Origin of the sequence: Streptococcus infantis, from assembly GCF_015546995.1 — a bacterium.
Taxonomy (GTDB): Bacteria; Bacillota; Bacilli; order Lactobacillales; family Streptococcaceae; genus Streptococcus; species Streptococcus infantis_J.
Genome location: NZ_JADMUH010000004.1, coordinates 40,711 through 64,505, shown reverse-complemented (window position 1 = coordinate 64,505; position 23,795 = coordinate 40,711). Strand labels below are relative to the sequence as shown.

The window sequence follows — 23,795 nt, the reverse complement described above, 5'->3', positions numbered from 1 at the left end:
TTTAGCATATTTCCGAGTATTCGGGGCGATTGAAGAGTCGTATAGAAAGAGGACAAAATGGCAACATATGGATTTTTAGATGTTTTACAAGAAGAGTTGGACAAGAACTTTCCTTTTGATTATGAGATTAGTTGGGACAAGCGTAATCATGCGGTTGAAGTGAGTTTTCTATTAGAGGCGCAAAATTCTGCAGGGGTGGAGATGTTAGATGAAGACGGAGAGGTTTCGTCAGATGATATCCTTTTTGAAGAAGCGATGCTTTTTTATAACCCTGCCAAGTCAACAGTTAATGCAGAAGACTATCTCACAGTCATCCCTTATCTGCCGAAGAAAGGTTTTTCTCGTGAATTTTTAGCTTATTTTGCACTATTCCTCAAAGATACTGCAGAGGTTGGACTAGATGCCCTCATGGACTTTTTGGAAGACCCAGAAGCAGAAGAATTCGTCATGGAATGGAACCAAGAAGTCTTTGAAGAAGGGAAAGTTGGCTTGGAAGAGGGAGAATTTTACCCTTATCCTAGATACTAGGAGCTTGTAGTGGACGTAGATATTTTAGATTTCACAGGCTGCAAAATTGCTCTATTTTGCGGAGATAAGCTACTAACCATCTTGCGTGATGACAAGGAAAATATTCCTTGGCCCAATATGTGGGAGTTGCCGGGTGGTGGTCGTGAAGGGGACGAAAGTCCTTTTGAGTGCGTGGCGCGTGAAGTTTATGAGGAACTAGGCATTCACTTGACCGAAGATTGCCTGCTCTGGAGTAAGGTCTATCCCAGCATGCTCTATGAAGGCAGACAGTCAGTATTTATGGTCGGGCAACTAAGTCAAGAACAGTTTGACAGTATCACCTTTGGAGATGAAGGGCAGGGCTATAAATTGATGAACATTGAGGAATTTTTGACATCCAGTCAAGTAGTTCCGCAGTTGCAGGGTAGATTGAGGGATTATTTGGAGGAAGTGAAATGATTTTTGCAATTGCAACAACCACGTTAAACAAGGAAGTTAAACGCAAACTAAAAACTGGACAATACTCTAGGGAAGAAGCTACATTCATTTACATGGAATATTTAAAGTTAAAGAAGCAGAGAGAAAGTGGTACGAAAGTAGCTGGGATCTCTATGGCTGTTATTTGGGGATTAATGCTTGTTTTACCCTTACTGAGTGGTGAAGGTCTCGTACTGCCCCTTTCAGTACATTTTTTATTACTGCTACTGCTTGCAGGAATTGTTCTATTTGTTTATTATCTTATGTTTGGTATTTTTAAACAGCAGATTCATAGCGCAATGAAAGAACACTATACAGATGTGATTGAAGAATTTAAGAAGAATAAGGAAAATACAAAATGGAAACATGGCAAGAGTTAAAAGTAACGGTTAAGCGTGAGGGAGAGGAATTAGTTTCCAATCTCTTGATCGAGTTAGGCGCCCAAGGGGTTGCTATTGAAGACAGCATGGACTATGTGGGCAATGTCGATCGCTTCGGTGAGATTTTCCCTGAGGTCGAGCAGCAAGAAGAAATTGTGGTGACAGCTTACTATCCCGAAACGGTTGATGTGGTAGCGGTTGAAGCGGATTTGCAGGCGCGTCTTGCAGAATTGACAGACTTTATGGATTTGGGAGAGGTCAAGATTGGGACGACTGCCTTGGCTGAGGAAGACTGGGCAGACAACTGGAAGAAATACTATGAACCAACTCGCATTACCCATGACCTGACCATCGTGCCATCATGGACGGACTATGAAGCAACAGCGGGAGAAAAGATTATCAAGCTAGATCCAGGGATGGCCTTTGGGACAGGTACGCATCCAACCACTAAGATGAGTCTTTTTGCCTTGGAGCAGGTCCTTCGTGGTGGTGAAACGGTGATCGATGTGGGGGCAGGTTCAGGGGTTCTTTCCATTGCTAGCTCTCTACTTGGTGCTAAGGAAATCTTTGCCTATGACCTAGATGATGTAGCAGTTCGGGTCGCTCAGGAAAATATTGAACTCAATCCAGGCATGGAAAACATCCATGTAGCAGCAGGAGACTTGCTTAAGGGTGTTGAGATTGAAGCAGATGTGATTGTAGCTAATATCTTGGCGGATATCCTCATTCATCTGACAGAGGATGCTTATCGTTTGGTTAAGGACGAAGGCTACCTCATCATGAGTGGGATTATCAAGGACAAGTGGGACATGGTGCGCGAGTCGGCGGAGTCAGCTGGATTTTTCCTTGAAACCCATATGATCCAAGGGGAGTGGAATGCCTGTGTCTTCAAGAAGACCAAGGATATTTCTGGTGTGATTGGAGGTTAGAATGCAACAGTATTTTGTCAAAGGCAGTGCTAGCTCACCAGTCACTATCGAGGACAAGGAAACCAGCAAGCACATGTTTCAAGTTATGCGCTTGAAAGAGGATGACCAAGTGACCCTAGTCTTTAATGACGGGATCAAGCATTTGGCGCGCGTGCTAGATGTAGAGGCTCGTCAGTTTGAATTGGTTGAAGAACTAGCTGACAATGTGGAACTGCCAGTCCAAGTGACCATCGCATCAGGTTTTCCCAAGGGGGACAAGCTGGAGTTTATCACTCAAAAGGTGACGGAACTGGGGGCTAGCCAAATCTGGGCCTTTCCTGCCGACTGGTCAGTTGCCAAGTGGGATGGCAAGAAATTGGGGAAAAAGGTTGAAAAACTAGAAAAAATCGCCCTGGGAGCAGCCGAGCAAAGCAAGCGAAATCTTGTCCCAAGTATTACCCTTTTTGAGAAAAAAGCAGACTTTCTAGCTCAGCTGGACCAGTTTGACCGCATCGTGGTAGCCTACGAAGAGTCGGCTAAAGAAGGAGAAAGCGCTGCTCTTGTACAAACTGTAAGTGGTCTTGAAAAAGAAACTCAGTTGCTCTTTATCTTTGGTCCAGAAGGCGGTCTTTCACCTGCGGAAATAGAAGATTTTGAAGCCAAAGGAGCTGTTCTGGCAGGACTTGGTCCTCGAATTTTGCGAGCAGAAACAGCACCGCTTTATGCCCTATCAGCTATTAGTGTTTTGCTAGAATTGGAAAAATAAGAGACTATGAAAAAATCACCTAGAAAAGGTGATTTTTTGTTATGATAAAGCTTACTCAAATTTTCCTTTATTGGCTTCATTTGAAGCCTTCATGCTAATTTGTAAAAGGTTGGCGAGATTTTCATTATCAAGGCTAGCATCTCCGTTGCTATCAACTTTTATCGCTAGATAATGTGGATTTCGATCAAGATAGTCCATTCCTTCTAAATCTACGTAATTGTCTGCATTAAAATCAAGAGCGGCCAATTGATATACAAAACGAATATTCATGGCTTTAGCATAGTCTGTTTCAAGAACCTTTTGTTGTTCTTCCACCAGTCCTTGAAAGAAATCGAAACTGGCTGTGTGATAAGAGGCTTTCACTTCGTATTGGTAGGTGTCTACAGCTGGGGACATAAATTTCAAATAAACCATGTCACCTTCTACTTTATAATCTTCAAGAGTATAGGCTCCGGCTTTTCCTAGAGCATTGGTGTTGACCTTAAAAAACATTGGTGCATAAATTTTGAGAGGATATTTTTCTCCCTTATACTCAAAGACCGTATCATTTGAAAAATTCGGACGGATTTTAGTTAACTCAGGGACTAAATATTCGTTCCAAACCTTATCAAATAACTCTTCTTGATTGCTAGCACCCGCTGCTTTCACAACTAGGTCAAGATTTTCTTGATTGACAAAGACGGCATCCACTAATTTGAGGGCTGTTTGAACCTTAGGCTCCGAAATTTCCTTTTTCTTTTTTTCAAGATTCTCAGCTGCTTCTTTAGTACGGTCTAAAGTTTTATTAAATTGACTGCCACTGTTGGTTTCAACAAAGGTTCTCTCATAGTTCGTAGGTTCAACTTTGGCATTCCAATCAAATGAAGCAGCAGGACCAGTTACATCTTTCTTATGGTATGTGGAAGCCTGATTATTTGAATTATTTGTAGAACTAGTAGATGGCTTTGATGAGCAAGCGCCAAGGGCTAAAGCTAGTGTTGTCACACAAGCTAGGCAACAAAGTCTAAACGATTTTTTCATACATTTCTCCTTTAAGTAATGCTTGTTATTCACTGCCTATTATATCATGACTTTTAGGATTACAGTGCTTTAAAATGAATTAGACAGGGATTCTACGTGAGCGAGGGAACAGTCATATCAGTCTTTTATGATATACTATATGGGAACTACGGTTAGTTGTTTAATTGAATGTTATAAATAAGGAGAAGGTTATGAAAAAACGCATATTTCTCACAATAGTACTTTTAGGAGGATTGATCATGATAGGATTGGCAGGGTGCGGAGAAAATAAGAACAGTCGAGAATGGATTGAGAACAAAGTCTCTGAGATCAGTCGTGTCTATCCAACCGAGAATCTATTTGACTTGTTTAAGCAATTTCCGGAAGGGTTCAAAGTAAATCAAGTATATATAAAACGTGGAACCTATATTATAGAGATAACTTTACAAGGAGATAGTAGTAACCAAACAATTTCTGGAGTTCTAACTAAGACACGTGCTTCTGAAGATATTACTGAAAAGCCCGAAGAAACTATAAAAGTAGATTATATTAACGGGGAATTTATCTTTTCTGATGAGAAGAAGGCGAAAGAACTGTGGCCTTTTGATGGATTTTTATTTCAAAAGTTAACAGTTAATCACTCTTTTCTATCTTCATTGTCTATGAAATCTAAAAATTATAATGGTAATAATGGGGCATTTGATATTGATTATTTAGTTCGGAATCAAACTATCAATCAGTATTTTAAAAAAGATGAAAATGAACAAGCAACATTAAGTTTTGGAAGCTCATACCGAAACGACGATTATTACTATTATTCAATAACTGTTCACTATGATAATGTTTATACATTTATAGAAACGGTATCGAATTAAAAGGAAATAAAATGAAAGATGAAAAATATGTGAACAGTGGAATTGCTACTTTAGATGCAGCAAATATTACTTTTGATGATTTTGAGATGCCCTTTCCTTTGCAAAAAAATGGATATCCAAACTGTTCCTAATCTTGTGCTCTATTAAAACAGGGCAAATCACACTATTTAGAGCAGAGAGTATTCCTAGTCTTGATGAAAGATTAGTTTAACTAACACAAAATGACTCTGGAAATTGGAATCATAGAGATGATAAAAGAGGTTGGATTATTTTCCAACCTCTTTTTTTTTATCTTAATGGAATTGCATACCACCATCGACGATAATGGTTTGACCTGTAATATAGTTTGAATCTGGTCCAGCAAGGAAGCTAACCGCTGCAGCGACATCTTCTGGCTCAGATAGGCGTTTCAATGTAATATCTTTTGCGAATGTTTGCATACCCCATTCGTCGTCTTTTCCTGCATTTTTCCCAACTTCGTGAGCGATATCATACATCATTGGTGTTTTAACGATACCTGGAGCATAAGCGTTAACAGTGATGCCTGAATCAGCTAAATCACGCGCCAATGTTTGAGTAATGCCACGAACAGCGAATTTTGTACCACCATAAACAGTCAAGTTTGGATTTCCAACAACACCTGCTTGAGAAGTAGCGTTGATGATTTTACCACCGTGACCAAGTGCTTTGAATTGAGCTTGAGCAGCTTGTGCTCCCCAGATTACCCCACCGACGTTAATAGCAAAGGTACGATTGAACTGTTCTTCTGTAATCGTATCTAGAGGTGTAGTCGGAGCGACACCAGCGTTGTTTACCACAACGTTCAAGTCTCCGAAATGGTCTACAACTTTTTGGAAAGCTGCAGCAACCTCTGCTTGTTTAGACACATCTGCTACAACAGCTAAAGCATTCTCTGCTGACAACTCAGCAACTGCTTTTTCAGCTGTTTCAGCATTGTAGTCTAATACCCCAACCTTAAAACCATCTTGGACCAAGCGTTTTGCGATTGCAAAACCGATTCCTTGACCTGCACCTGTAACAATAGCTACTTTAGACATATGATTCCTCCTTTGGTATCCGTGATACCATTCAAACGTTCATAAAAGAACAGCAAAGGGTTATAAGTGAGTACTGATAAGTTTCTAAAAGAAGTCCTATCGCTTTTTAGTATACAACTTTGTGAAATTTGTGTCAAACAAAGACTGGTTTTTGGGAAAAATTAACCCTCTAAGAGTGAAAAAACTATCTGAGACTAACATGTTTATTTCTTATAATGAAGATAGCTAGAAAAGAATGTTGTATAATAGATGTGTATGATTGGAGGTAGGCTGATGTATCAAGAATTGAAAAGAAAAGTAATAGAAGAAAAACCGAGTTATAGTCAAAAAGAACTCCAGTGGTTACTTGAGCACTTAGGGGATTCGAGTCCAGAAATTCGAGATGAATTGGTTTTTACCAGTTTGGCTAGAGGGATCCAAGAAGAGTTATTTACAAAGGAGCAATTTCAATTTATATCTGCTATGATTGTTTCTGATGGTGGACTAGATAAAGAGCTCGATAAGCTAGGAACTTCAACGCTTGAACGTTCTTTTAGGGCACTTATTTATGCCAATCTCTTATCCGCCGATGGCAACCAACACTCTATTTATTATCAAGTGCTTAAAACTGATATCAGAAATACGATGCTCGATCAAGGATTGCACTACCTTGAAAAAGAAGAGGATACGACTGGTTTTTCAAGCCAGTATGGTTGGGTACATGCTTTTGCGCATGGAGCGGATCTCTTGACTGAAGTCGTTTGTCATCCAGACTTTTCTGCAAGTCGAATTTATGAGGTGTTTGAGATCCTTGGTCAACTGTTTAAAAGAATTTCGATTCGATTTATAGATGATGAGGAATGGCGCTTAGCCAGAGTGCTTTACGAACCTATTTTGCAAGGCAAGGTGGATCAAGCGACACTAACCTCTTGGATAAAGTCACTTGATTTCCCGATAGAAGCGACGGAAGATTTTTATAAATTTTCCAATTTTAGATCTTTTCTATTAGAAGTCTATGTTCAACTCGACCAGAGAAATAGTTTACAAGATAACTTGAAAGAAGCAATTCAATCTTTTCAATATTAGATTTCGACTATTAAATGTGAAAATTTACACAAAGTTTCCAAGCACATTTCTTGAAACCCTTTCCTTCTTCTGATAGACTAATACATAGTTTGAAAAAAGGAGACTTAATATGAAAAAATTTGTTGCTGAATTAATCGGTACTTTTATGCTTGTGTTCATCGGAACAGGAGCTGTTGTTTTTGGAAATGGTGTTGAAGGACTTGGACACCTTGGAATTGCTCTTGCATTTGGTTTGGCAATCGTAGTCGCAGCTTTCTCAATCGGAACTGTTTCAGGTGCTCACTTGAACCCAGCTGTTTCTATCGCTATGTTTGTGAACAAACGTTTGTCATCTTCAGAACTTGTAAACTACATCCTTGGTCAAGTAGTCGGTGCTTTCCTTGCGTCAGGGTCTGTATTCTTCCTCTTGGCAAATTCAGGTATGTCAACGGCAAGTCTTGGTGAAAATGCCTTGGCAAACGGTGTAACTGTCTTTGGTGGTTTCTTGTTTGAAACAATCGCAACATTCTTGTTTGTTTTGGTGATCATGACTGTAACATCAGCAAGCAAAGGAAATGGCGCAATTGCTGGTTTGGTGATCGGTTTGTCATTGACAGCTTTGATCCTTGTGGGATTGAACATCACTGGACTTTCAGTAAACCCAGCTCGTAGCTTGGCTCCTGCTGTATTGGTAGGTGGCGCAGCTCTTCAACAAGTTTGGATTTTCATCCTTGCACCAATCGTTGGTGGAATTCTTGCAGCCCTTGTTGCTAAAAACTTCCTTGGGACTGAAGAATAATTGAGACTCAAAAAGCCTTGCTCCTCATGATGAGGAACAGGGCTTTTTCGTATTATACTCTTCGAAAATCCCTTCAAACCACGTCAGCTTCCATCTGCAACCCCAAAGCACTGCTTTGAGGTTGTAGATAGCTTCCTAGTATGCTCTTTGATTTTCATTGAGTATGAGTTTAACGGTTGTCAATTTTCTCTGGATAGAGGTCATGTTGGAAGAGGCGTTGTTCTGCCAATCCTTCATACTTGGTTCCAGGTCTACCGTAGTTGTAGTAGGGGTCGATTGAAATGCCACCGCGAGGTGTAAATTTCCCCCAGACTTCTAAATAGCGAGGGTCTAGCAAGTTGACCAAGTCTTTCCCGATAGTGTTGATACAGTTTTCATGGAAATCTCCATGGTTTCGGTAGCTAAAAAGGTAGAGTTTGAGGGATTTTGACTCGACACAGAGCTTGTCAGGAATGTAGGAAATATAAATAGTTGCAAAGTCTGGCTGAGCAGTGATGGGACAAAGTGAGGTAAATTCAGGGCAGTTGAACTTGATGAAATAGTCATTTTCCACATGACGATTGTCAAAGGATTCGAGGACTTCGGGTTGATATTCGAAAATGTAGTTGGTTTCTTTGTTGCCCAATAGGCTGAGGTTTTTCATTTCTTCTTGTTGTGACATGATTTTTTCTTTCTAATCTTAAACACCACGTTGGTTGTCGTAGAGGAGGGTATGGAGTTGAGGAAGGACGCGGACATTGCCCCAGCTATCGTCGGCAGCGACACGTTCCCAGAGTTCTTTGAGGCGGTCGAGTTGGTCTTGGACAATATTGCCTGTAGCCTTGGGCTCAGGATTTCCCGCCGATAAGAAGAGGACATCTGGTTGGTAGCGTTCTTGAATACCTTTGGCAAAGGCTAGATCTGCATCATCAAAGACAGGGATTTTAAAGGTTACTTTGTCTGGGTCTAGTTGGGAAACGATAAAGTCCAAGGTCTCAAAGTTGACTTCCATCTTGGAGGAAGGAGGCTTAGGACTCAGAGTGACTTGGTCTATATCTTTTAACCAATTTTGCCAGCGGGAGCCTTGGGTCTCAACAGCCAGAGTGACCCCACGTTCCTTGAGTTTGGTTACTAGCTCAGCCATGTTGGCTGCTAGGATAGCAGGATTTCCCCCAGATAGGGTGACATAGTCGTAGCTTCCTAGTTTGTCTAACTCAGCGATTACTTCATCAGCTGTCATACGAGTTGGTTTTTCAGAACCGTCCCAAGTAAAGGCGGAATCGCACCAGTCGCAGTGGTAGTCGCAACCAGCAGTGCGGACAAACATGGTTTTCTGGCCAATAGCACGACCTTCACCTTGAAATGTAGGCCCAAAAATTTCTAGAACTGGTAGTTTGAGGACACGTTCCTTAGTCATCTAACCACTCCCGTCTAAACTCCGCAAAGGCAGTCGGAGTTTCATAGAGGCGAACATATTCCAAACGGAGACCGCGCTCGTCTGGCAACTCTTGGCTCATGGTTTGGAAAATCCAGTAAACCATATTTTCAGCAGTCGTATTCATGTAGGGCAGGGTTTCATTGAGATAGCGATGATCCAAGTGGGGCTCTAAGTAGTCCTTGTAGATAGCTTTGATGTCTCCGAAATCGTAGGTCATACCTCTATCATCTAAAAATCCACTGACAGCGATTTGCAGATGATAGGTGTGACCGTGTAGGGATTTGCATTTTCCTTCATAGTGAAAGAGGTGGTGGGCAGCATCGAAGGTAAATTCTTTTGAGACTAAGGTTCTGTGAGGATTGTAGACAAGAGATTCCCCAGTTTCTTGTTTGATTTCTTTGGGGGCAAAAAACATCAGGCCTCTCCTTTCTGAGAGAGATAAACCTCTAAACCATGTTGGCGTAGATGGCAGGCAGGACAATCTCCACAACCAGTACCGATAATCCCATTGTAGCAGGTCAAGGTCTTCTCACGAACGTAGTCAAAGGCACCAAGTTGGTCAGCTAATTCCCAAGTTTCAGCCTTGTCTAACCACATGAGAGGCGTTTGGATCACAAAGTCGTAATCCATAGCAAGGTTAAGCGTGACATTGAGTGATTTGACAAAGACATCCCGACAGTCAGGATAACCTGAGAAGTCTGTTTCGCACACTCCTGTCACGATATCTGTAATTCCACGCTGCTTGGCAAGGACTGCCGCAAAGGACAGAAAGAGATGATTGCGACCGTCAACGAAGGTATTAGGCACCTCTCCTTCTTTTTGCTCAATTTCTAAATCTGAAGTCAAGGCATTTTCAGTAATTTGTCCTAGCAGAGACATATCTAGGATATGATGACGAATTCCTTGTTCCTCAGCGATTTCTTTAGCCACTTGAATTTCTAAATGGTGGCGTTGACCGTAGGCAAAGGTAACGGCTTCAACCCTTTCATAGTGTTGCTTGGCCCAGAAAAGGCAGGTTGTTGAATCTTGACCGCCACTAAAGACGACCAAGGCTGATTGACGTTTCATAGTACTCCTTCCAAAATGGGAAATGTTCAGAGCACGCAAAAAGCTCCCCAGAGGGAGCTAAAAAATACCAAGTAGAGGTTTTTTTTAGCGATGGCATGTCCCAAACATCGTAATATTCTAGTTACAGTCTAGCATATTTTTTGAAAAATGGCAAAGGGCAAGAAAAAAGAGACCAAATGAATGCACTTGGTCTCTCCTTTGATTAGCTTAATTCAGCAACGATGGCTTTGATTTGTTCTGCAGTGTGGACACCTGCCACTTGTTTAACAACTTGTCCATCTTTCTTGAAGAGAAGAGTAGGGATAGACATGATGCCGAATGAACGAGCTGTGTTTGGATTTTCGTCAACATCCATTTTAACGATTTTCAAGACATCTTCTGAAAGTTCTTCAGACAATTTATCCAAGATTGGACCTTGCATACGACATGGACCACACCAAGTTGCCCAGAAGTCTACCAAGACCAAACCGTCTTTAGTTTCTTGTTCGAATGTTGCATCTGTAATTGCTTTTGCCATAGTATTTCTCCTTTTTAATTATATTGGCTTAAATCTTGTTTCATGAGATAGAAGAAGACATCTCCATAAGTCCCATGGTAGTCCAAAGTATGTCCCTTATAGGTTAACTTTTGAACTGGGTAGTAGTCTGCGACACCAATCAAACAGGCTTGCTGAGAACGCTCAAATTCTTCGTATGACTCGAAGGTCATGGTTCTCTCTTGCTTGCTGGCATCTAGATAAGTGATTTCAATCATAGGATTCTCCTTTGCTAAATTATGTTTTCATTTTACTCCTCAGAAAAAGGAATGTCAAGAAAATTGATTGCGCACGCAACTTTTTTTGAAAATCTGATTAAGGAATGAAATCAAGACTAGTTTCCAGTCTTTCTTCGACGGCTTTTTGCAGGTAAGCTAGGGTTGTTTGTCCCTCGTCAGTCAGGCAGATAAAACTAGCTCGCTTGTCTTGTTCGCAACATCTCCGACTAAGCAAACCACAGTTTTTAGCTTCTAGTCGTGCTACCATTCGAGAAACAGCGCTTGGACTCAGATGAAGTTTGTCCGGCAGGTCAATCTGTCTCAAAGATTTTTCTTGAGCCTGATTTAAAAAGTGCAAGAGATAGAATTCTTTGAGCGTTAGGCTTTGGTCACTCTGCTCAGCAATCGTTTGCTCTAAAAGAGCTTCTAGCTCTACTTGTCGGCGGTTGAAGTCAAACCATTTTTCTAAGTAAGTCATATCAATCTCCTTTCTATATAGTAGTTATAAACAGATTTACCTATCTGAGATGCTTGCGCACGCAATTAGTATACAACTTTTTGGAATAGATAGCAAGAAGGATGTTTCTTGTGTATTTCCTTGAAATTTTCTGAAAAAAGAGTAAACTGGTATGCAGAAAGTCTATTTGTGGAGTAAACGATGAAATTATATGTTCAGTTAATGATTCTCTTTGTCATTTCACTGATTGGTGAGGGAATCTCTAGCTTTTTCCATTTGCCTATTCCTGGAAGCATTATCGGTTTGATTATTTTATTTTTAGCCTTGCAGTTCAAGTGGTTGCGGGTACGGCATGTCAACATGGTTGGGAATTTTCTGCTAGCTAATATGACTATCCTCTTTCTACCTCCTGCAGTTGGGATTATGGAGAAATTTGATGTGATTGCTCCTTATTTATTGCCCATTGTCTTGATTGTCTTTTTTGCAGCAGTTATCAATATTATCTTGATTGCGCTTGTAGTTCAGTTTATCAAAAAGCGTTATGAAGGAGATTACGAAGAAAGGGGTGCCAAATGAGCGAATTTGTATCCAATCCACTTTTTGGAATAGCCTTATCCATTTTGGCTTATCTTGGAGGAATGATTATCTTTAGGCGGTACCCTCATCCTCTAACAACTCCCTTACTGTTAGCAACTGTATTTATCATTGTTTTTCTAAAATTGACTGGTATTTCTTACGTTGCCTATTACCAAGGTGGAGTCTACCTCAATAACTTGATTGTTCCCTCAACAGTAGCTCTAGGAATTCCTCTTTATAAGAGTTTTCACCTCATGAAACACCATGTAAGGAGTATTTTACTCAGTAGTTTTCTAGCGGTTGTTGTGAATACCATTTTTACAGCTTTAGTTGCAAAAATTTTCGGTATGGATTTTTTCTTGGCGATTTCGCTTTTCCCAAAGTCTGTAACGACGGCCATGGCAGTTGGAATTACGGATAAGCTACAAGGGATAGCGACGATCACCTTGGTAGTTGTGGTAGCAACTGGCATTTTGACCAGCGTTATAGGACCAACGCTTCTAAAATGGCTAAAAATTGACGATCCAGTAGCTGTTGGTCTTGCTCTTGGAGGAACTGGTCACGCAGTTGGGACTGGAACAGCTTTTCGTTATGGAGCTGTTGCGGGGGCTATGGGTGGCCTGGCTATCGGTGTCACCGGTATTCTCTATGTATTTGTAAGTCCCATCGTAGCAGGTTTGATATTGAGTTAAAAAATAAGAATGTTATATTTCTTTGTGTAAAAAGAAGCCTCTAGCTTTATTTGCTAGGGGCTTTATTCATTATTGTAAGTTTACTTTGTTCTTTAAGATATAGTAGGTTCCGAGATAGAAGCCGACGCTAAGGATTAAGTCCTTGAAAATTTCAAAAGATAATACCCAATTGTAGTCGAAATCGATGCGAAGATTGAGGGTGATAAATCCAAGAACAACTTGGATGGCGATGTAGGCAACGACCGCAAGAGCTGTACGGTATTCATTAAAGAGTTGGCCGATAGAGATAGACAAGTAGATACAAAGAATACCTGCAAGAGTGTTAAAAATATAGGAAATCAAGGCTAACCAGAAATCATCTGTATAATTTTTTAGCATATACTCGGCAAAACTAGATAGGAAGGCGTCTGGTTCAATCATGGAAATGATAATATAAAGGCTAAAAAGGAAGACCACTGTACTTGCCAAAGACCAAACAAAGGCTCCAAGAAGTTTAGCGGAGAGAATCTGGTGTTCAGATACTGGAAGGGTTAGAGTTAGATAGCCACGACGATCATAAACGCTTCCCTTAAATCGTTGAATAATCAAAATCAAGGTTGAGATACTCAAAGTAATGACCAGACCACCAAAAACTAGAGATAGAAATACTAACATGACAACACCCTTATCTTGATAATAGGTGCTTGAGAGGCTACTGCCCTGAATACCTATGATGACAGATAAGGATAGTACAGCTGCATAGAGGGCTAAAAACCATTTGTTGACATTTTTAAATTCATAACGAACTAAATTCCAAAACATAACAATCTCCTTTAACTAGGCTTTGAATTCGTGACGGAAGAGCTGGTCAATTGATTCACCTGACTCGTAACGAATATCATCCACATTCCCTTGACGGACAACTTTTCCGTCCTTGAGGAAGATAATCTCATCCAAGATTGGTTCGATGTCGGAAATCAAGTGAGTTGAAATCAAGACAGTCGAAGTTGGAGAGTAATTGTTGATGATGGTGTTCAAGATGTAGTCACGAGCTGCAGGATCGACACCACCGATAGGTTCGTCAAGGACATACAAACGAGCATCACGACTCATGACAAGGATCAACTGAACTTTTTCTTTGTTCCCTTTTGAGAGTTTCTTGAAACGGCTATTCTCGTCGATACCAAGGTCACGAAGAAGACTTTGAGCACGTTCCAGATTAAAATCTTTATAGAAGGTCTTAAAAAAGGTAAGAGCTTCTTTGACCTTCATCTGTTCGTTGAGATAGGTCGTATCAGGTAGATAAGAAACGATAGCCTTAGTTGCTGGGCTTGGTTCCATGCCATTGATGAGGATACGCCCTTGCTCTGGTTGGAGTAAACCGTTGATTAGTTTAATCAGGGTTGTTTTTCCGGAACCGTTTGGGCCAAGGAGACCCACAATCTTTCCTGCTGGAATTTCAAGGGAAACATTTTGAAGAGCAGGGCTTGCTCCATAGAATTTTGAAACATTTTCAAACGTTAACAAGGTCATAGTCTAAACTCCTTCAATATAATCTCTCAAAACAGTTGGTAGTTCTTCTTTTTCATAGCCAAATTCTACCATACCTGTTACAAACTGCTGCAACTGTTCTTCTGATAGTTGCTTCCGGGATTGGAGGATTAGGTCCAAATCCTCGGTGACAAAACGCCCTGCAGTCCGCTTGGTGTATACGAAGCCTTCTCTTTCTAGGTCTGATAGGGCACGTTGGATGGTATTAGGATTGACGCCAGCCTCACTAGCCAGTTCTCTGACAGTTGGCAGTTGTTGGTTGGGTTCTAGTTTATGAGAAACGATTTGCAGTTTGATCTTATCCATTATCTGCAAATAAATGGGTTTGTTGTTATCAAATGTCCAGGACATCACGGTCTCCTTTCTACAATTCCTTTTTGTGTCATTTAAATAATACAACTAAACAAAAAACTTGTCAAGCTAAAAGGAGAATTATTTTGGGAATTGCTTAAAAAATGGTATAATGAAAAGAAAACGACAAGGAGGGGAAGGCATGCGTTGTCCAAAATGTGGGGCTACTAAATCCAGTGTTATCGATAGTCGCCAGGCCGAAGAAGGAAATACCATTAGACGTAGACGTGAGTGTGAAGAATGTCAACACCGTTTCACAACCTATGAACGAGTTGAAGAGAGAACACTAGTAGTTGTCAAAAAAGATGGTACACGGGAACAATTTTCAAGAGATAAAATCTTTAACGGGATTATTCGCTCAGCCCAGAAACGTCCGGTGTCTAGTGATGAGATTGGCATGGTGGTCAATCGTATCGAACAAAAACTCCTCAGTCGCAATGATAATGAAATTCAAAGTGAAGATATTGGTTCTCTGGTCATGGAAGAATTGGCTGAACTGGATGAAATCACTTACGTTCGTTTCGCCAGCGTCTATCGTAGCTTTAAAGACGTGAGTGAGCTCGAAAATCTTCTCAAACAAATTACGCAATCTTCAAAGAAGAAAAAGGAAAAATAAATGAAGCCTAATGATCGTTTTTCTTTTCTAAAGAATAATCGGGTGTCGCAAGATCCCACAACTTTGGTGCAGTGCTACCTCCCGATTATCGGTCAGGATGCGCTGAGTCTTTACCTTTATACCTTAGCTTTTTGGGATGATGGACAAAAAGAACACCTGTTTGCAGCTATCCTCAATCATCTCAATTTTGGAATGGACAGGCTGTTAAAGGCTTTTAAAATCTTATCAGCCTTCAATTTGGTTACCCTCTATCAAAAGGGTGACGGCTATGAACTTGCTATTCATCCGACGCTTTCTAGCTCAGATTTCTTGCGTCATACGGTTTATCGTACCTTATTGGAGAAAAAAATCGGTGAGCCAGCAGTTTCTGATTTGCGCCAAAAGCAGGCAAACGGAGAAGCTTTGACGGTTCCTTTGAGTCAAGCCTTTCCAGAGATAGAAGAATTGGCTAGTCATGATGAGATACCAGTAAAAGCTGATTTTAAAAATGATTTTGATTTGGAGCATTTTCGTCAGCTCATGGCGAGAGATAATCTCCGTTTCCAAGATGAACAGTCAGATGTTTTAGAGTTATTTAAAATTGCTGATGAGAAAAAATGGACCTGGTTTGAAACCTATCAATTGGCCAAATCAACAGCTGTTTCACAAGTCATTTCTGTCAAGCATATGCATGAAAAATTAGCACAAGAGTGTGTTGCATCGGACTTTAGTCCCCAAGAAGCGACCATTATCCGAGAAGCTAAAAGTAAAACTGCCTTGCAATTTTTAGCGGGAATCAAACAAACCCGAAATGCTGGGATTATCCAAGCCGAACGCGATTTGCTAAAACAGATGGCGAATTTGGGACTGCTTGATGAAGTCATCAATGTTGTTATACTTTTGACCTTCAATAAGGTTGATTCGGCCAATCTCAATGAAAAATATGCCATGAAAGTGGCTAATGATTACTCTTATAACAAGATTCGTTCTGCTGAGGAAGCTGTACTTCGAATCAGAGAGAAAAATCAAAAGGGGCAAGAAAAAAAATCAGCGAAGCCAAGCCAAGCGAAAAGCAATGTCCCAAAATGGAGTAATCCAGAATATAAAAATACGTCATCAGCTGAGGAGTTGGAAGAAATGGAACGCCAAACTCTAGAATTGTTAGCAAAATTAGATAATGGAGGGGAATAGATGGAAAGTGTAGGAGATGTACTTAAAGGTCATCCTAGCCGTTTTCAATACCAGGACTTGGTTCAGCAAATTGTAAAAGATCCAGATGTTGCGGCTTTTATCCAGAAGGAATCTCTCAGTCAAGAGGAATTGAATCGTAGTATCTCTAAGTTTAACCAATACATCACCGAGCGTGATAAGTTTCTTCGCGGAGATACCGACTATATTGCTCGTGGTTTTAAGCCAATTTTAGTCATGAATCATGGTTACGCGGATGTATCTTATGAGGAAACTCCGGAACTAATCGCGGCTGAGAAGGAAGCAGCTATTAAGAAACGTCTAAAATTAATCAATTTACCATCTAGTTTGAAAAATGTCAGCTTTTTAGATGTTTATCGTGATGATGTTGCACGTTTAGCTGTTCTAAATAGAATGATTAAATTTGTTAATGATTACCCAGAAAACCGTAAAGGTCTCTATCTCTATGGAGACTTTGGTGTTGGGAAGAGCTTTATGGTAGCTGCCCTAGCTCATGATTTGTCAGAAAAACGTGGCGTTTCATCTACTCTTCTTCACTATCCTAGCTTTGTCATTGATGTCAAAAATGCTATCGGTGATGGGAATGTTAAGAATTTGGTGGATGAAATCAAGCAAGCTGAAGTCTTGATTTTGGATGATATTGGTGCGGAGCAATCAACGCCTTGGGTTCGTGATGAAGTCTTACAAGTCATTCTCCAATATCGTATGCAGGAAGATTTGCCAACCTTCTTTACCTCAAATTTCAATTTTGAAGATTTGGAAAAACATTTTGCTAAAGGCAAGAACGGAAACGATGAAACATGGGAAGCTAGACGCGTTATGGAGCGTATCCGTTATTTAGCAGAAGAAACACGACTAGAAGGAGAAAATCGCCGATGAGTGAAACAATCACATTAATGAAATCTCATACCTCGGTTCGCAGATTTAAAGAAGAAGCGATTCCTCAAGAGGACTTGAATGAGATTTTATCAGCTGCCCAAATGGCTTCTTCTTGGAAAAATTTCCAATCTTATTCTGTGATTCTAGTCAGAAGTCAAGAAAAGAAAGATGCTCTTTTTGAGCTGGTTCCTCAGGAAGCGATTCGTCAGTCTGCCGCCTTCCTCCTCTTTGTAGGAGATTTAAACCGTGCAGAAAAAGGGGCTCGTCTCCATACCGATACTTTCCAACCTCAAGGGGTGGAAGGACTCCTCATTACTTCAGTAGATGCAGCCTTGGCTGGACAGAATACCTTGCTTGCGGCAGAAAGCCTTGGCTATGGTGGAGTAATCATCGGTTTGGTGCGTTACAAATCTGTTGAAATAGCAGAATTGTTCAAGCTTCCTGATTATACCTACCCAGTTTTTGGGATTGCACTCGGTGTGCCGAACCAAAAACATGATGTAAAACCAAGATTACCACTAGAGAATGTTGTTTTTGAGGAAGAATACCAAGAACAAACAGCTGAGGCTATTGAAGCCTATGACCGTGTGCAGACCGAATATGCAGGAGCTCGTGCGACTACCACTTGGAGTCAACGTCTTGCAGAGCAATTCGGTCAGCCTGAACCAAGCTCAACTAGAGAAAATCTTGAACAAAAGAACTTATTGTAGAAAGTGAGAAAACATGGCCTTACCAACTGTTGCCATCGTAGGACGTCCCAATGTTGGGAAATCAACCCTGTTTAACCGTATTGCAGGGGAACGCATCTCAATCGTAGAAGATGTCGAAGGAGTGACACGGGACCGTATCTATGCTACTGGTGAATGGCTTAACCGTTCTTTCAGTATGATTGATACTGGAGGGATTGATGATGTTGATGCTCCATTTATGGAACAAATCAAGCACCAGGCAGAGATTGCCATGGAAGAAGCTGATGTCATCGTTTTTGTAGTTTCTGGAAAAGAAGGAATCACAGATGCTGACGAATACGTAGCCCGTAAACTCTATAAAACTCATAAACCTGTTATCCTAGCTGTCAACAAGGTTGACAATCCGGAAATGCGAAATGATATCTATGATTTCTATGCTCTTGGACTGGGAGAACCATTGCCAATTTCATCTGTGCATGGGATTGGTACAGGGGACGTACTGGATGCTATCGTCGAAAATCTACCACATGAAGTCGAAGATGAAAATCCAGATGTCATTAAATTCAGCTTGATTGGTCGCCCCAATGTCGGAAAATCTAGCTTGATCAATGCTATTTTGGGAGAAGATCGCGTCATTGCCAGTCCTGTAGCTGGTACAACTCGTGATGCCATTGATACACATTTTACAGATGCGGATGGCCAAGAGTTTACCATGATTGATACGGCTGGTATGCGTAAGTCTGGTAAAGTCTATGAAAACACAGAGAAATACTCAGTCATGCGTGCCATGCGAGCTATTGACCGTTCAGATGTAGTCTTGATGGTCCTCAATGCCGAAGAAGGCATCCGTGAGTATGATAAGCGTATCGCTGGATTTGCCCACGAAGCTGGTAAAGGGATGATCATCGTAGTTAACAAGTGGGATACTCTTGAAAAAGATAACCACACCATGAAAAACTGGGAAGAGGATATCCGTGAGCAGTTCCAATATCTGCCTTACGCACCGATTATCTTTGTTTCGGCTTTGACCAAGCAACGTCTCCACAAACTTCCAGAGATGATTAAACAAATCAGCGAGAGTCAAAACACTCGTATCCCATCAGCTGTCTTGAATGATGTCATTATGGACGCTATTGCCATCAATCCAACACCGACTGATAAAGGGAAACGTCTTAAGATCTTCTATGCGACTCAAGTGGCAACTAAACCACCGACCTTTGTGATCTTTGTCAACGAAGAAGAACTTATGCACTTCTCTTACTTGCGTTTCTTGGAAAATCAAATCCGCAAGGCCTTTGTCTTTGAAGGGACACCAATCCATCTGATCGCAAGAAAACGGAAATAAAATGATAAAAAGAAGAAGGTTCTCAGGCCTTCTTTTTTGTAGAGGATACCAAGAGCGTAGATCTAAATTTGTCATCAAATTAACATCATTTTTCTAGTCCTTGTTACGGTTTTGTAATGGAAAGGTACTTTCTTTGTAAGATTCAAAATGCTATAATGCTCTAAACAATTTTCCTTGCATAAGGAGGTTATTATGAAAAAAGATAGATTGTTAAAGAATCCTTTCTTGGTGCGTCTACTTGGATTGCTGATGGCATTTTTCTTCCTATCAGCATTCACTGCACCTGAAAAACCAGACTATGGTATCTATGACCCAAATCATTATTTGACAGAGGAAGTAGTTACTCAGATTCGTGATTTGAATGAAGCCAATAGTCAAAAGGCAGAAAAGCTTCAAATAGGTGTCTATATCGTAGATAGTCTGGAAGGAGAAAGCATTGAAACGGTGGCTAATGAAACTGCCAGGGCTTGGAAGATTGGCTATTCAGGAGATAATTTTGGAAGTCTCATTGTAGTAGCCGTTCAAGACCGTAAATCAAGAATTGAAACCAGTAATAACACCGCCATTAGAATAACGGACTATCAAACCAAGCAGATCTTGGCAACCAGCCGTACAGATTTTAAAACTGGTGACTATGGTAAAGGAATTCTAGCGATTGCCAAAGCCTTGGACAATCAGTTTTATAGAGGAAGTGGAACATTTCCATCTGATGAATCCTCTGAAATCAAACGTTATTCTGATAGCATCAGTGGGAAAAAATCGAGTCGCAATAGTAGCTCGTCTAGTCATCGTAAGAACAGTGACCCTATGGACAATGTGTTCGGAGTCGGGATAATCATTTATTTCATTATCGTATTTATAGCTATTATTAGAGGAGGCGGCGGTGGCCGAGGAGGAGGTTCCTCTGACGGAGGATGGTGGTTTAGTGACTCATCCGACTCAGGTTCATCTTGGTCCGATTCAGGCTCAGACTCTTCTAGTAGCTGGGACGGTGGTGGCTTCGATGGCGGTGGTTCATCAGATGATTGGTGATGCTCGTATAAAATTTAAGGAAATAAGTAGGTTTAGATATGAAAAATAAAGGAATTATTTATGTGTTGGGCATTTTGCTGGCTATTATCTTGCTTGGCGGTTGCTCAGTAGTAGGCACTTATAACGGACTTGTCTCTGAACAAACCAAGGTCGAACAAGCGCAAGCTGATGTAGCGACAGCTCTTCAACGTCGTTCTGACTTGATTGGAAATTTGGTAGAGTCTGTAAAAGGCCAGATGAACCATGAGACAGAGGTTTTTACCAAGATTGCGGAAGCTCGTGCTAAAATTGGGAATGGCTCCGTGACTTCAAAAGAAAACCAAGAGGCTCAAGGAGAGTTAAGTTCAGCTATTTCACGTTTGATATCGCTAACAGAAAATTATCCAGAACTCAAGAGCAATCAAAATGTGGAACAACTCATGACAGAATTGGCTGGAAGTGAAAATCGTATCTTTGTAGCCCGCAAGGATTACAACAAAGTGGCAACAGAATACAATCAAAAATTAAGAAGCTTCCCAACAGTTCTTTTTGCTAATATGATGAATTTTAAAGAGGCAGAAACCTTTAAAGAAAGCGAAGAAGCTAAGACAGCTCCAAAGGTTGACTTTAGTACTTCTACAACCAAAGAGTAGGCTTGAATTTTTTAAAAGAAAATCAATGATTAGCAATAGTTTGAACATTTACAAAAAAAGGCTCTAAATGAGCCTTTTTTAGCTTGTATAAACACGGATTCTTTCTTGAAAAAGCTGAGCAAATATGCTACAATAAAAAGAACATTCTAAAATATTCAGAATTTAAAGTAAGGAAAAAAATGGCAAATTTATTAAAAACAATCATCGAAAATGATAAAGGGGAACTTCGTCGCTTAGAAAAGATGGCTGATAAAGTCCTCAAATACGAAGATGAAATGGCTGCTTTGACAGACGAGCAGTTGCAAGCTAAGACAGAAGAATTTAAGCAACGTTATCAAAATGGTGAAACGCTTGATCAACTCTTGTACGAAGCCTTTGCGGTTGTACGTGAGGGAGCTAAGCGTGTTCTTGGACTTTTCCCATACAAGGTTCAGGTTATGGGTGGTATTGTTCTTCACCACGGTGACGTTCCAGAAATGCGTACAGGTGAAGGGAAAACCTTGACAGCGACAATGCCGGTATACCTTAATGCCCTTTCAGGAAAAGGTGTACACGTAGTTACCGTCAACGAATACCTTACAGAGCGTGACGCGACTGAGATGGGTGAATTGTACTCATGGCTTGGTTTGTCAGTAGGGATCAATTTGGCTGCAAAATCTCCAATGGAGAAAAAAGAAGCTTATCTCTGTGACATTACTTACTCAACGAACTCAGAAATTGGTTTCGACTATCTTCGTGACAACATGGTTGTTCGTGCAGAGAACATGGTTCAACGTCCGCTCAACTATGCCTTGGTCGATGAGGTTGACTCTATCTTGATCGACGAAGCTCGTACACCATTGATCGTTTCAGGAGCTAATGCAGTTGAAACAAGCCAACTTTATCATATGGCTGACCACTTTGTGAAGTCTTTGGATAAAGATGACTATATCATTGATATTCAGTCTAAGACAATCGGTTTGTCTGATTCAGGTATTGACAAGGCTGAAAGTTTCTTCAAACTAGAAAATCTTTATGATATCGAAAATGTGGCTTTGACTCACTTTATCGACAACGCCCTTCGTGCCAACTACATCATGATTCTTGATATTGACTATGTGGTCAGCGAAGAACAAGAAATCTTGATTGTCGACCAATTTACAGGTCGTACCATGGAAGGTCGTCGTTACTCTGATGGTTTGCACCAAGCGATTGAAGCTAAAGAAGGTGTGCCAATCCAAGATGAAACTAAGACATCAGCATCGATTACCTACCAAAACCTTTTCCGTATGTATAAAAAATTGGCAGGTATGACTGGTACTGGTAAAACAGAAGAAGAAGAATTCCGCGAAATCTACAACATCCGTGTTATTCCAATTCCTACTAACCGTCCGATCCAACGTATTGACCATTCCGACCTTCTCTACGCTAGTCTTGATGCAAAATTCAAGGCTGTAGTAGAAGATGTTAAGGCGCGTTACCAAAAAGGTCAGCCTGTCTTGGTAGGTACTGTTGCCGTTGAAACCAGTGATTTTCTTTCTAAGAAATTGGTTGAAGCAGGCGTACCTCACGAAGTATTGAATGCTAAAAACCACTATAGAGAAGCGCAAATCATCATGAACGCTGGTCAACGTGGTGCGATCACTATCGCAACCAACATGGCCGGTCGTGGTACCGATATTAAGCTTGGTGAAGGGGTTCGTGAACTTGGTGGTCTTTGTGTCATCGGTACAGAACGTCATGAGAGCCGTCGTATCGATAACCAGCTTCGTGGACGTTCAGGTCGTCAAGGTGACCCAGGTGAGTCACAGTTCTACTTGTCACTCGAAGATGATTTGATGAAGCGTTTCGGTTCAGAACGTTTGAAAGGTGTCTTTGAACGTCTTAATATGTCTGACGAAGCCATCGAATCTCGTATGTTGACACGTCAGGTCGAAGCAGCGCAAAAACGTGTTGAAGGAAATAACTACGATACTCGTAAACAAGTCCTTCAATATGACGATGTCATGCGTGAACAACGTGAGATCATCTACGCACAACGCTATGATGTTATCACTGCAGAACGTGACTTGGCTCCTGAAATTCACGCCATGATTCGCCGTACGATTGGACGAATTGTCGATGGGCATGCTCGTTCTAAACAAGATGAAAAGCTTGAAGCAATCTTGAACTTTGCCAAGTACAACTTGCTTCCAGAAGATTCAATTTCACTTTCAGACCTAGAAGGTTTGTCAGACCAAGCTATCAAGGATGAACTATACCAACGTGCATTGAAAGTCTACGATAGCCAAGTTGCTAAACTTCGTGATGAAGAAGCTGTGAAAGAATTCCAAAAAGTCTTGATTCTACGTGTTGTAGATAACAAGTGGACTGACCATATCGATGCCCTTGATCAGTTGAGAAATGCAGTTGGTCTTCGTGGTTATGCCCAAAACAACCCTGTCGTGGAATATCAAGCAGAAGGCTTCCGTATGTTTAATGATATGATTGGTTCGATTGAGTTTGATGTGACTCGCTTGATGATGAAAGCACAAATTCATGAACAAGAACGACCACAAACTGAACATCATATCAGTACGACAGCAACTCGAAATATTGCTGCTCAACAGACAAATCTCCCAGCTGATTTGGACCTCAGTCAAGTAAAACGTAATGACTTATGCCCATGTGGATCTGGTAAGAAATTTAAAAACTGTCACGGTAAACGACGTTAAGAATGATTAATTTTCAGGCGGATGCCTAGTGAAAAGTGAATTTTCGCTTGGCGTCCGTTTGCTT

General features: G+C 40.8%; 30 protein-coding genes. 18 read left to right on the top strand and 12 right to left on the bottom strand.

From position 1 onward, the window contains the following. Positions 1-57 precede the first annotated feature (57 nt). From I1J71_RS02500 to I1J71_RS02480, 5 genes are read left to right on the top strand one after another with little or no spacing between them, the layout of a single operon-like run. Positions 58-528, top strand: coding sequence for a DUF3013 family protein (locus tag I1J71_RS02500; RefSeq protein WP_195183594.1), 471 nt, complete (start codon positions 58-60; stop codon positions 526-528). A 9-nt stretch (positions 529-537) separates the two neighbouring features. Continuing rightward, on the top strand, positions 538-966 hold the full coding sequence (locus I1J71_RS02495; RefSeq protein WP_195183593.1) for an NUDIX hydrolase: 429 nt from the start codon (positions 538-540) through the stop codon (positions 964-966). After that, the gene (locus tag I1J71_RS02490; protein WP_036758379.1) at positions 963-1,364 is read left to right on the top strand and encodes a hypothetical protein; all 402 of its coding nucleotides are present in this window, start codon (positions 963-965) and stop codon (positions 1,362-1,364) included. Before I1J71_RS02495 ends, I1J71_RS02490 begins: the two co-directional genes overlap by 4 nt. Then, the gene (gene prmA / locus I1J71_RS02485) at positions 1,343-2,293 is read left to right on the top strand and encodes a 50S ribosomal protein L11 methyltransferase (protein WP_195183592.1); all 951 of its coding nucleotides are present in this window, start codon (positions 1,343-1,345) and stop codon (positions 2,291-2,293) included. Before I1J71_RS02490 ends, prmA begins: the two co-directional genes overlap by 22 nt. Position 2,294: 1 nt before the next feature. Further along, entirely contained in the window at positions 2,295-3,038 is a 744-nt protein-coding gene (locus I1J71_RS02480) for a 16S rRNA (uracil(1498)-N(3))-methyltransferase (protein WP_195183591.1), read from the top strand. A gap of 51 nt (positions 3,039-3,089) precedes the next feature. On the opposite strand, the gene I1J71_RS02475 is transcribed toward I1J71_RS02480, so the two are convergent. Next, on the bottom strand, positions 3,090-4,058 hold the full coding sequence (locus I1J71_RS02475) for a hypothetical protein (RefSeq protein ID WP_125391593.1): 969 nt from the start codon (positions 4,056-4,058) through the stop codon (positions 3,090-3,092). Between the two features lie 191 nt (positions 4,059-4,249). On the opposite strand from I1J71_RS02475, the gene I1J71_RS02470 reads away from it, so the two are divergent. Continuing rightward, positions 4,250-4,912, top strand: coding sequence for a hypothetical protein (locus I1J71_RS02470; protein ID WP_195183590.1), 663 nt, complete (start codon positions 4,250-4,252; stop codon positions 4,910-4,912). 293 nt (positions 4,913-5,205) lie between these two features. Here the strand turns inward: I1J71_RS02470 and I1J71_RS02465 are convergent, their stop codons facing one another. Beyond that, positions 5,206-5,970 carry a (S)-acetoin forming diacetyl reductase gene (locus tag I1J71_RS02465; RefSeq protein ID WP_004250763.1) on the bottom strand — a complete coding sequence of 255 codons (765 nt, stop codon included), beginning with the start codon at positions 5,968-5,970 and terminating at the stop codon, positions 5,206-5,208. A 273-nt stretch (positions 5,971-6,243) separates the two neighbouring features. On the opposite strand from I1J71_RS02465, the gene I1J71_RS02460 reads away from it, so the two are divergent. Both I1J71_RS02460 and I1J71_RS02455 read left to right on the top strand, forming a co-directional pair. Then, the gene (locus tag I1J71_RS02460) at positions 6,244-7,035 is read left to right on the top strand and encodes a DUF2785 domain-containing protein (RefSeq protein WP_195183589.1); all 792 of its coding nucleotides are present in this window, start codon (positions 6,244-6,246) and stop codon (positions 7,033-7,035) included. Between the two features lie 109 nt (positions 7,036-7,144). Further along, positions 7,145-7,813: an MIP/aquaporin family protein gene (locus I1J71_RS02455; protein WP_195183588.1), complete on the top strand. Its 669-nt coding sequence runs from the start codon at positions 7,145-7,147 to the stop codon at positions 7,811-7,813. Positions 7,814-7,982: 169 nt separating this feature from the next. Here I1J71_RS02455 and queF read toward each other — a convergent pair whose 3' ends face one another. The 7 genes from queF to I1J71_RS02420 form a co-directional block, all read right to left on the bottom strand. Then, positions 7,983-8,474, bottom strand: a complete 492-nt coding sequence (gene queF / locus I1J71_RS02450) for a preQ(1) synthase (protein WP_000082589.1) — start codon at positions 8,472-8,474, stop codon at positions 7,983-7,985. Between the two features lie 18 nt (positions 8,475-8,492). Continuing rightward, positions 8,493-9,209: a 7-carboxy-7-deazaguanine synthase QueE gene (queE, locus tag I1J71_RS02445; protein ID WP_195183587.1), complete on the bottom strand. Its 717-nt coding sequence runs from the start codon at positions 9,207-9,209 to the stop codon at positions 8,493-8,495. Further along, positions 9,202-9,645, bottom strand: coding sequence for a 6-carboxytetrahydropterin synthase QueD (queD, locus tag I1J71_RS02440; RefSeq protein WP_000464566.1), 444 nt, complete (start codon positions 9,643-9,645; stop codon positions 9,202-9,204). The genes queE and queD overlap by 8 nt, the downstream gene beginning before the upstream one ends. Further along, entirely contained in the window at positions 9,645-10,298 is a 654-nt protein-coding gene (queC, locus tag I1J71_RS02435) for a 7-cyano-7-deazaguanine synthase QueC (protein WP_004250769.1), read from the bottom strand. The genes queD and queC overlap by 1 nt, the downstream gene beginning before the upstream one ends. A gap of 202 nt (positions 10,299-10,500) precedes the next feature. Continuing rightward, the gene (gene trxA / locus I1J71_RS02430) at positions 10,501-10,815 is read right to left on the bottom strand and encodes a thioredoxin (RefSeq protein WP_001029584.1); all 315 of its coding nucleotides are present in this window, start codon (positions 10,813-10,815) and stop codon (positions 10,501-10,503) included. A gap of 14 nt (positions 10,816-10,829) precedes the next feature. Further along, positions 10,830-11,051: a DUF4649 family protein gene (locus I1J71_RS02425; RefSeq protein WP_016466235.1), complete on the bottom strand. Its 222-nt coding sequence runs from the start codon at positions 11,049-11,051 to the stop codon at positions 10,830-10,832. Positions 11,052-11,148: 97 nt separating this feature from the next. Beyond that, complete coding sequence (locus tag I1J71_RS02420) at positions 11,149-11,529, bottom strand: MarR family winged helix-turn-helix transcriptional regulator (protein ID WP_195183586.1); 381 nt, start codon at positions 11,527-11,529, stop codon at positions 11,149-11,151. Between the two features lie 180 nt (positions 11,530-11,709). Between I1J71_RS02420 and I1J71_RS02415 the strand changes: the two genes are divergently transcribed. Next, complete coding sequence (locus I1J71_RS02415) at positions 11,710-12,084, top strand: CidA/LrgA family protein (protein WP_004250774.1); 375 nt, start codon at positions 11,710-11,712, stop codon at positions 12,082-12,084. Further along, positions 12,081-12,776 (top strand): LrgB family protein, encoded by a 696-nt coding sequence (locus I1J71_RS02410; RefSeq protein WP_195183585.1) that lies wholly within the window; start codon positions 12,081-12,083, stop codon positions 12,774-12,776. The genes I1J71_RS02415 and I1J71_RS02410 overlap by 4 nt, the downstream gene beginning before the upstream one ends. Positions 12,777-12,845: 69 nt before the next feature. Here the strand turns inward: I1J71_RS02410 and I1J71_RS02405 are convergent, their stop codons facing one another. Genes I1J71_RS02405 through I1J71_RS02395 form a run of 3 tightly spaced genes read right to left on the bottom strand, consistent with a single transcriptional unit; the run spans position 12,846 to position 14,657 of the window. Further along, positions 12,846-13,577, bottom strand: coding sequence for a hypothetical protein (locus tag I1J71_RS02405; RefSeq protein WP_195183584.1), 732 nt, complete (start codon positions 13,575-13,577; stop codon positions 12,846-12,848). A gap of 15 nt (positions 13,578-13,592) precedes the next feature. Beyond that, entirely contained in the window at positions 13,593-14,288 is a 696-nt protein-coding gene (locus I1J71_RS02400) for an ABC transporter ATP-binding protein (protein ID WP_195183583.1), read from the bottom strand. 3 nt (positions 14,289-14,291) lie between these two features. After that, positions 14,292-14,657, bottom strand: coding sequence for a GntR family transcriptional regulator (locus I1J71_RS02395; protein ID WP_006149409.1), 366 nt, complete (start codon positions 14,655-14,657; stop codon positions 14,292-14,294). A gap of 142 nt (positions 14,658-14,799) precedes the next feature. Between I1J71_RS02395 and nrdR the strand changes: the two genes are divergently transcribed. The 8 genes from nrdR (at position 14,800) to secA (ending at position 23,731) form a co-directional block, all read left to right on the top strand. Continuing rightward, positions 14,800-15,273 carry a transcriptional regulator NrdR gene (gene nrdR, locus I1J71_RS02390; protein ID WP_004250782.1) on the top strand — a complete coding sequence of 158 codons (474 nt, stop codon included), beginning with the start codon at positions 14,800-14,802 and terminating at the stop codon, positions 15,271-15,273. Then, positions 15,274-16,443, top strand: a complete 1,170-nt coding sequence (locus I1J71_RS02385) for a DNA helicase (protein WP_195183582.1) — start codon at positions 15,274-15,276, stop codon at positions 16,441-16,443. Further along, positions 16,444-17,340: a primosomal protein DnaI gene (gene dnaI / locus I1J71_RS02380; protein WP_195183581.1), complete on the top strand. Its 897-nt coding sequence runs from the start codon at positions 16,444-16,446 to the stop codon at positions 17,338-17,340. After that, complete coding sequence (locus tag I1J71_RS02375) at positions 17,337-18,050, top strand: NADPH-dependent oxidoreductase (RefSeq protein WP_195183580.1); 714 nt, start codon at positions 17,337-17,339, stop codon at positions 18,048-18,050. Before dnaI ends, I1J71_RS02375 begins: the two co-directional genes overlap by 4 nt. Before the next feature lie 13 nt (positions 18,051-18,063). Further along, positions 18,064-19,374, top strand: coding sequence for a ribosome biogenesis GTPase Der (der, locus tag I1J71_RS02370; RefSeq protein ID WP_004250788.1), 1,311 nt, complete (start codon positions 18,064-18,066; stop codon positions 19,372-19,374). 192 nt (positions 19,375-19,566) lie between these two features. Further along, positions 19,567-20,406, top strand: coding sequence for a TPM domain-containing protein (locus tag I1J71_RS02365; RefSeq protein ID WP_195183579.1), 840 nt, complete (start codon positions 19,567-19,569; stop codon positions 20,404-20,406). A gap of 38 nt (positions 20,407-20,444) precedes the next feature. Beyond that, entirely contained in the window at positions 20,445-21,038 is a 594-nt protein-coding gene (locus tag I1J71_RS02360) for a LemA family protein (RefSeq protein ID WP_070678788.1), read from the top strand. A gap of 179 nt (positions 21,039-21,217) precedes the next feature. Continuing rightward, positions 21,218-23,731, top strand: coding sequence for a preprotein translocase subunit SecA (gene secA / locus I1J71_RS02355; RefSeq protein WP_195183578.1), 2,514 nt, complete (start codon positions 21,218-21,220; stop codon positions 23,729-23,731). Positions 23,732-23,795: the final 64 nt, after the last annotated feature.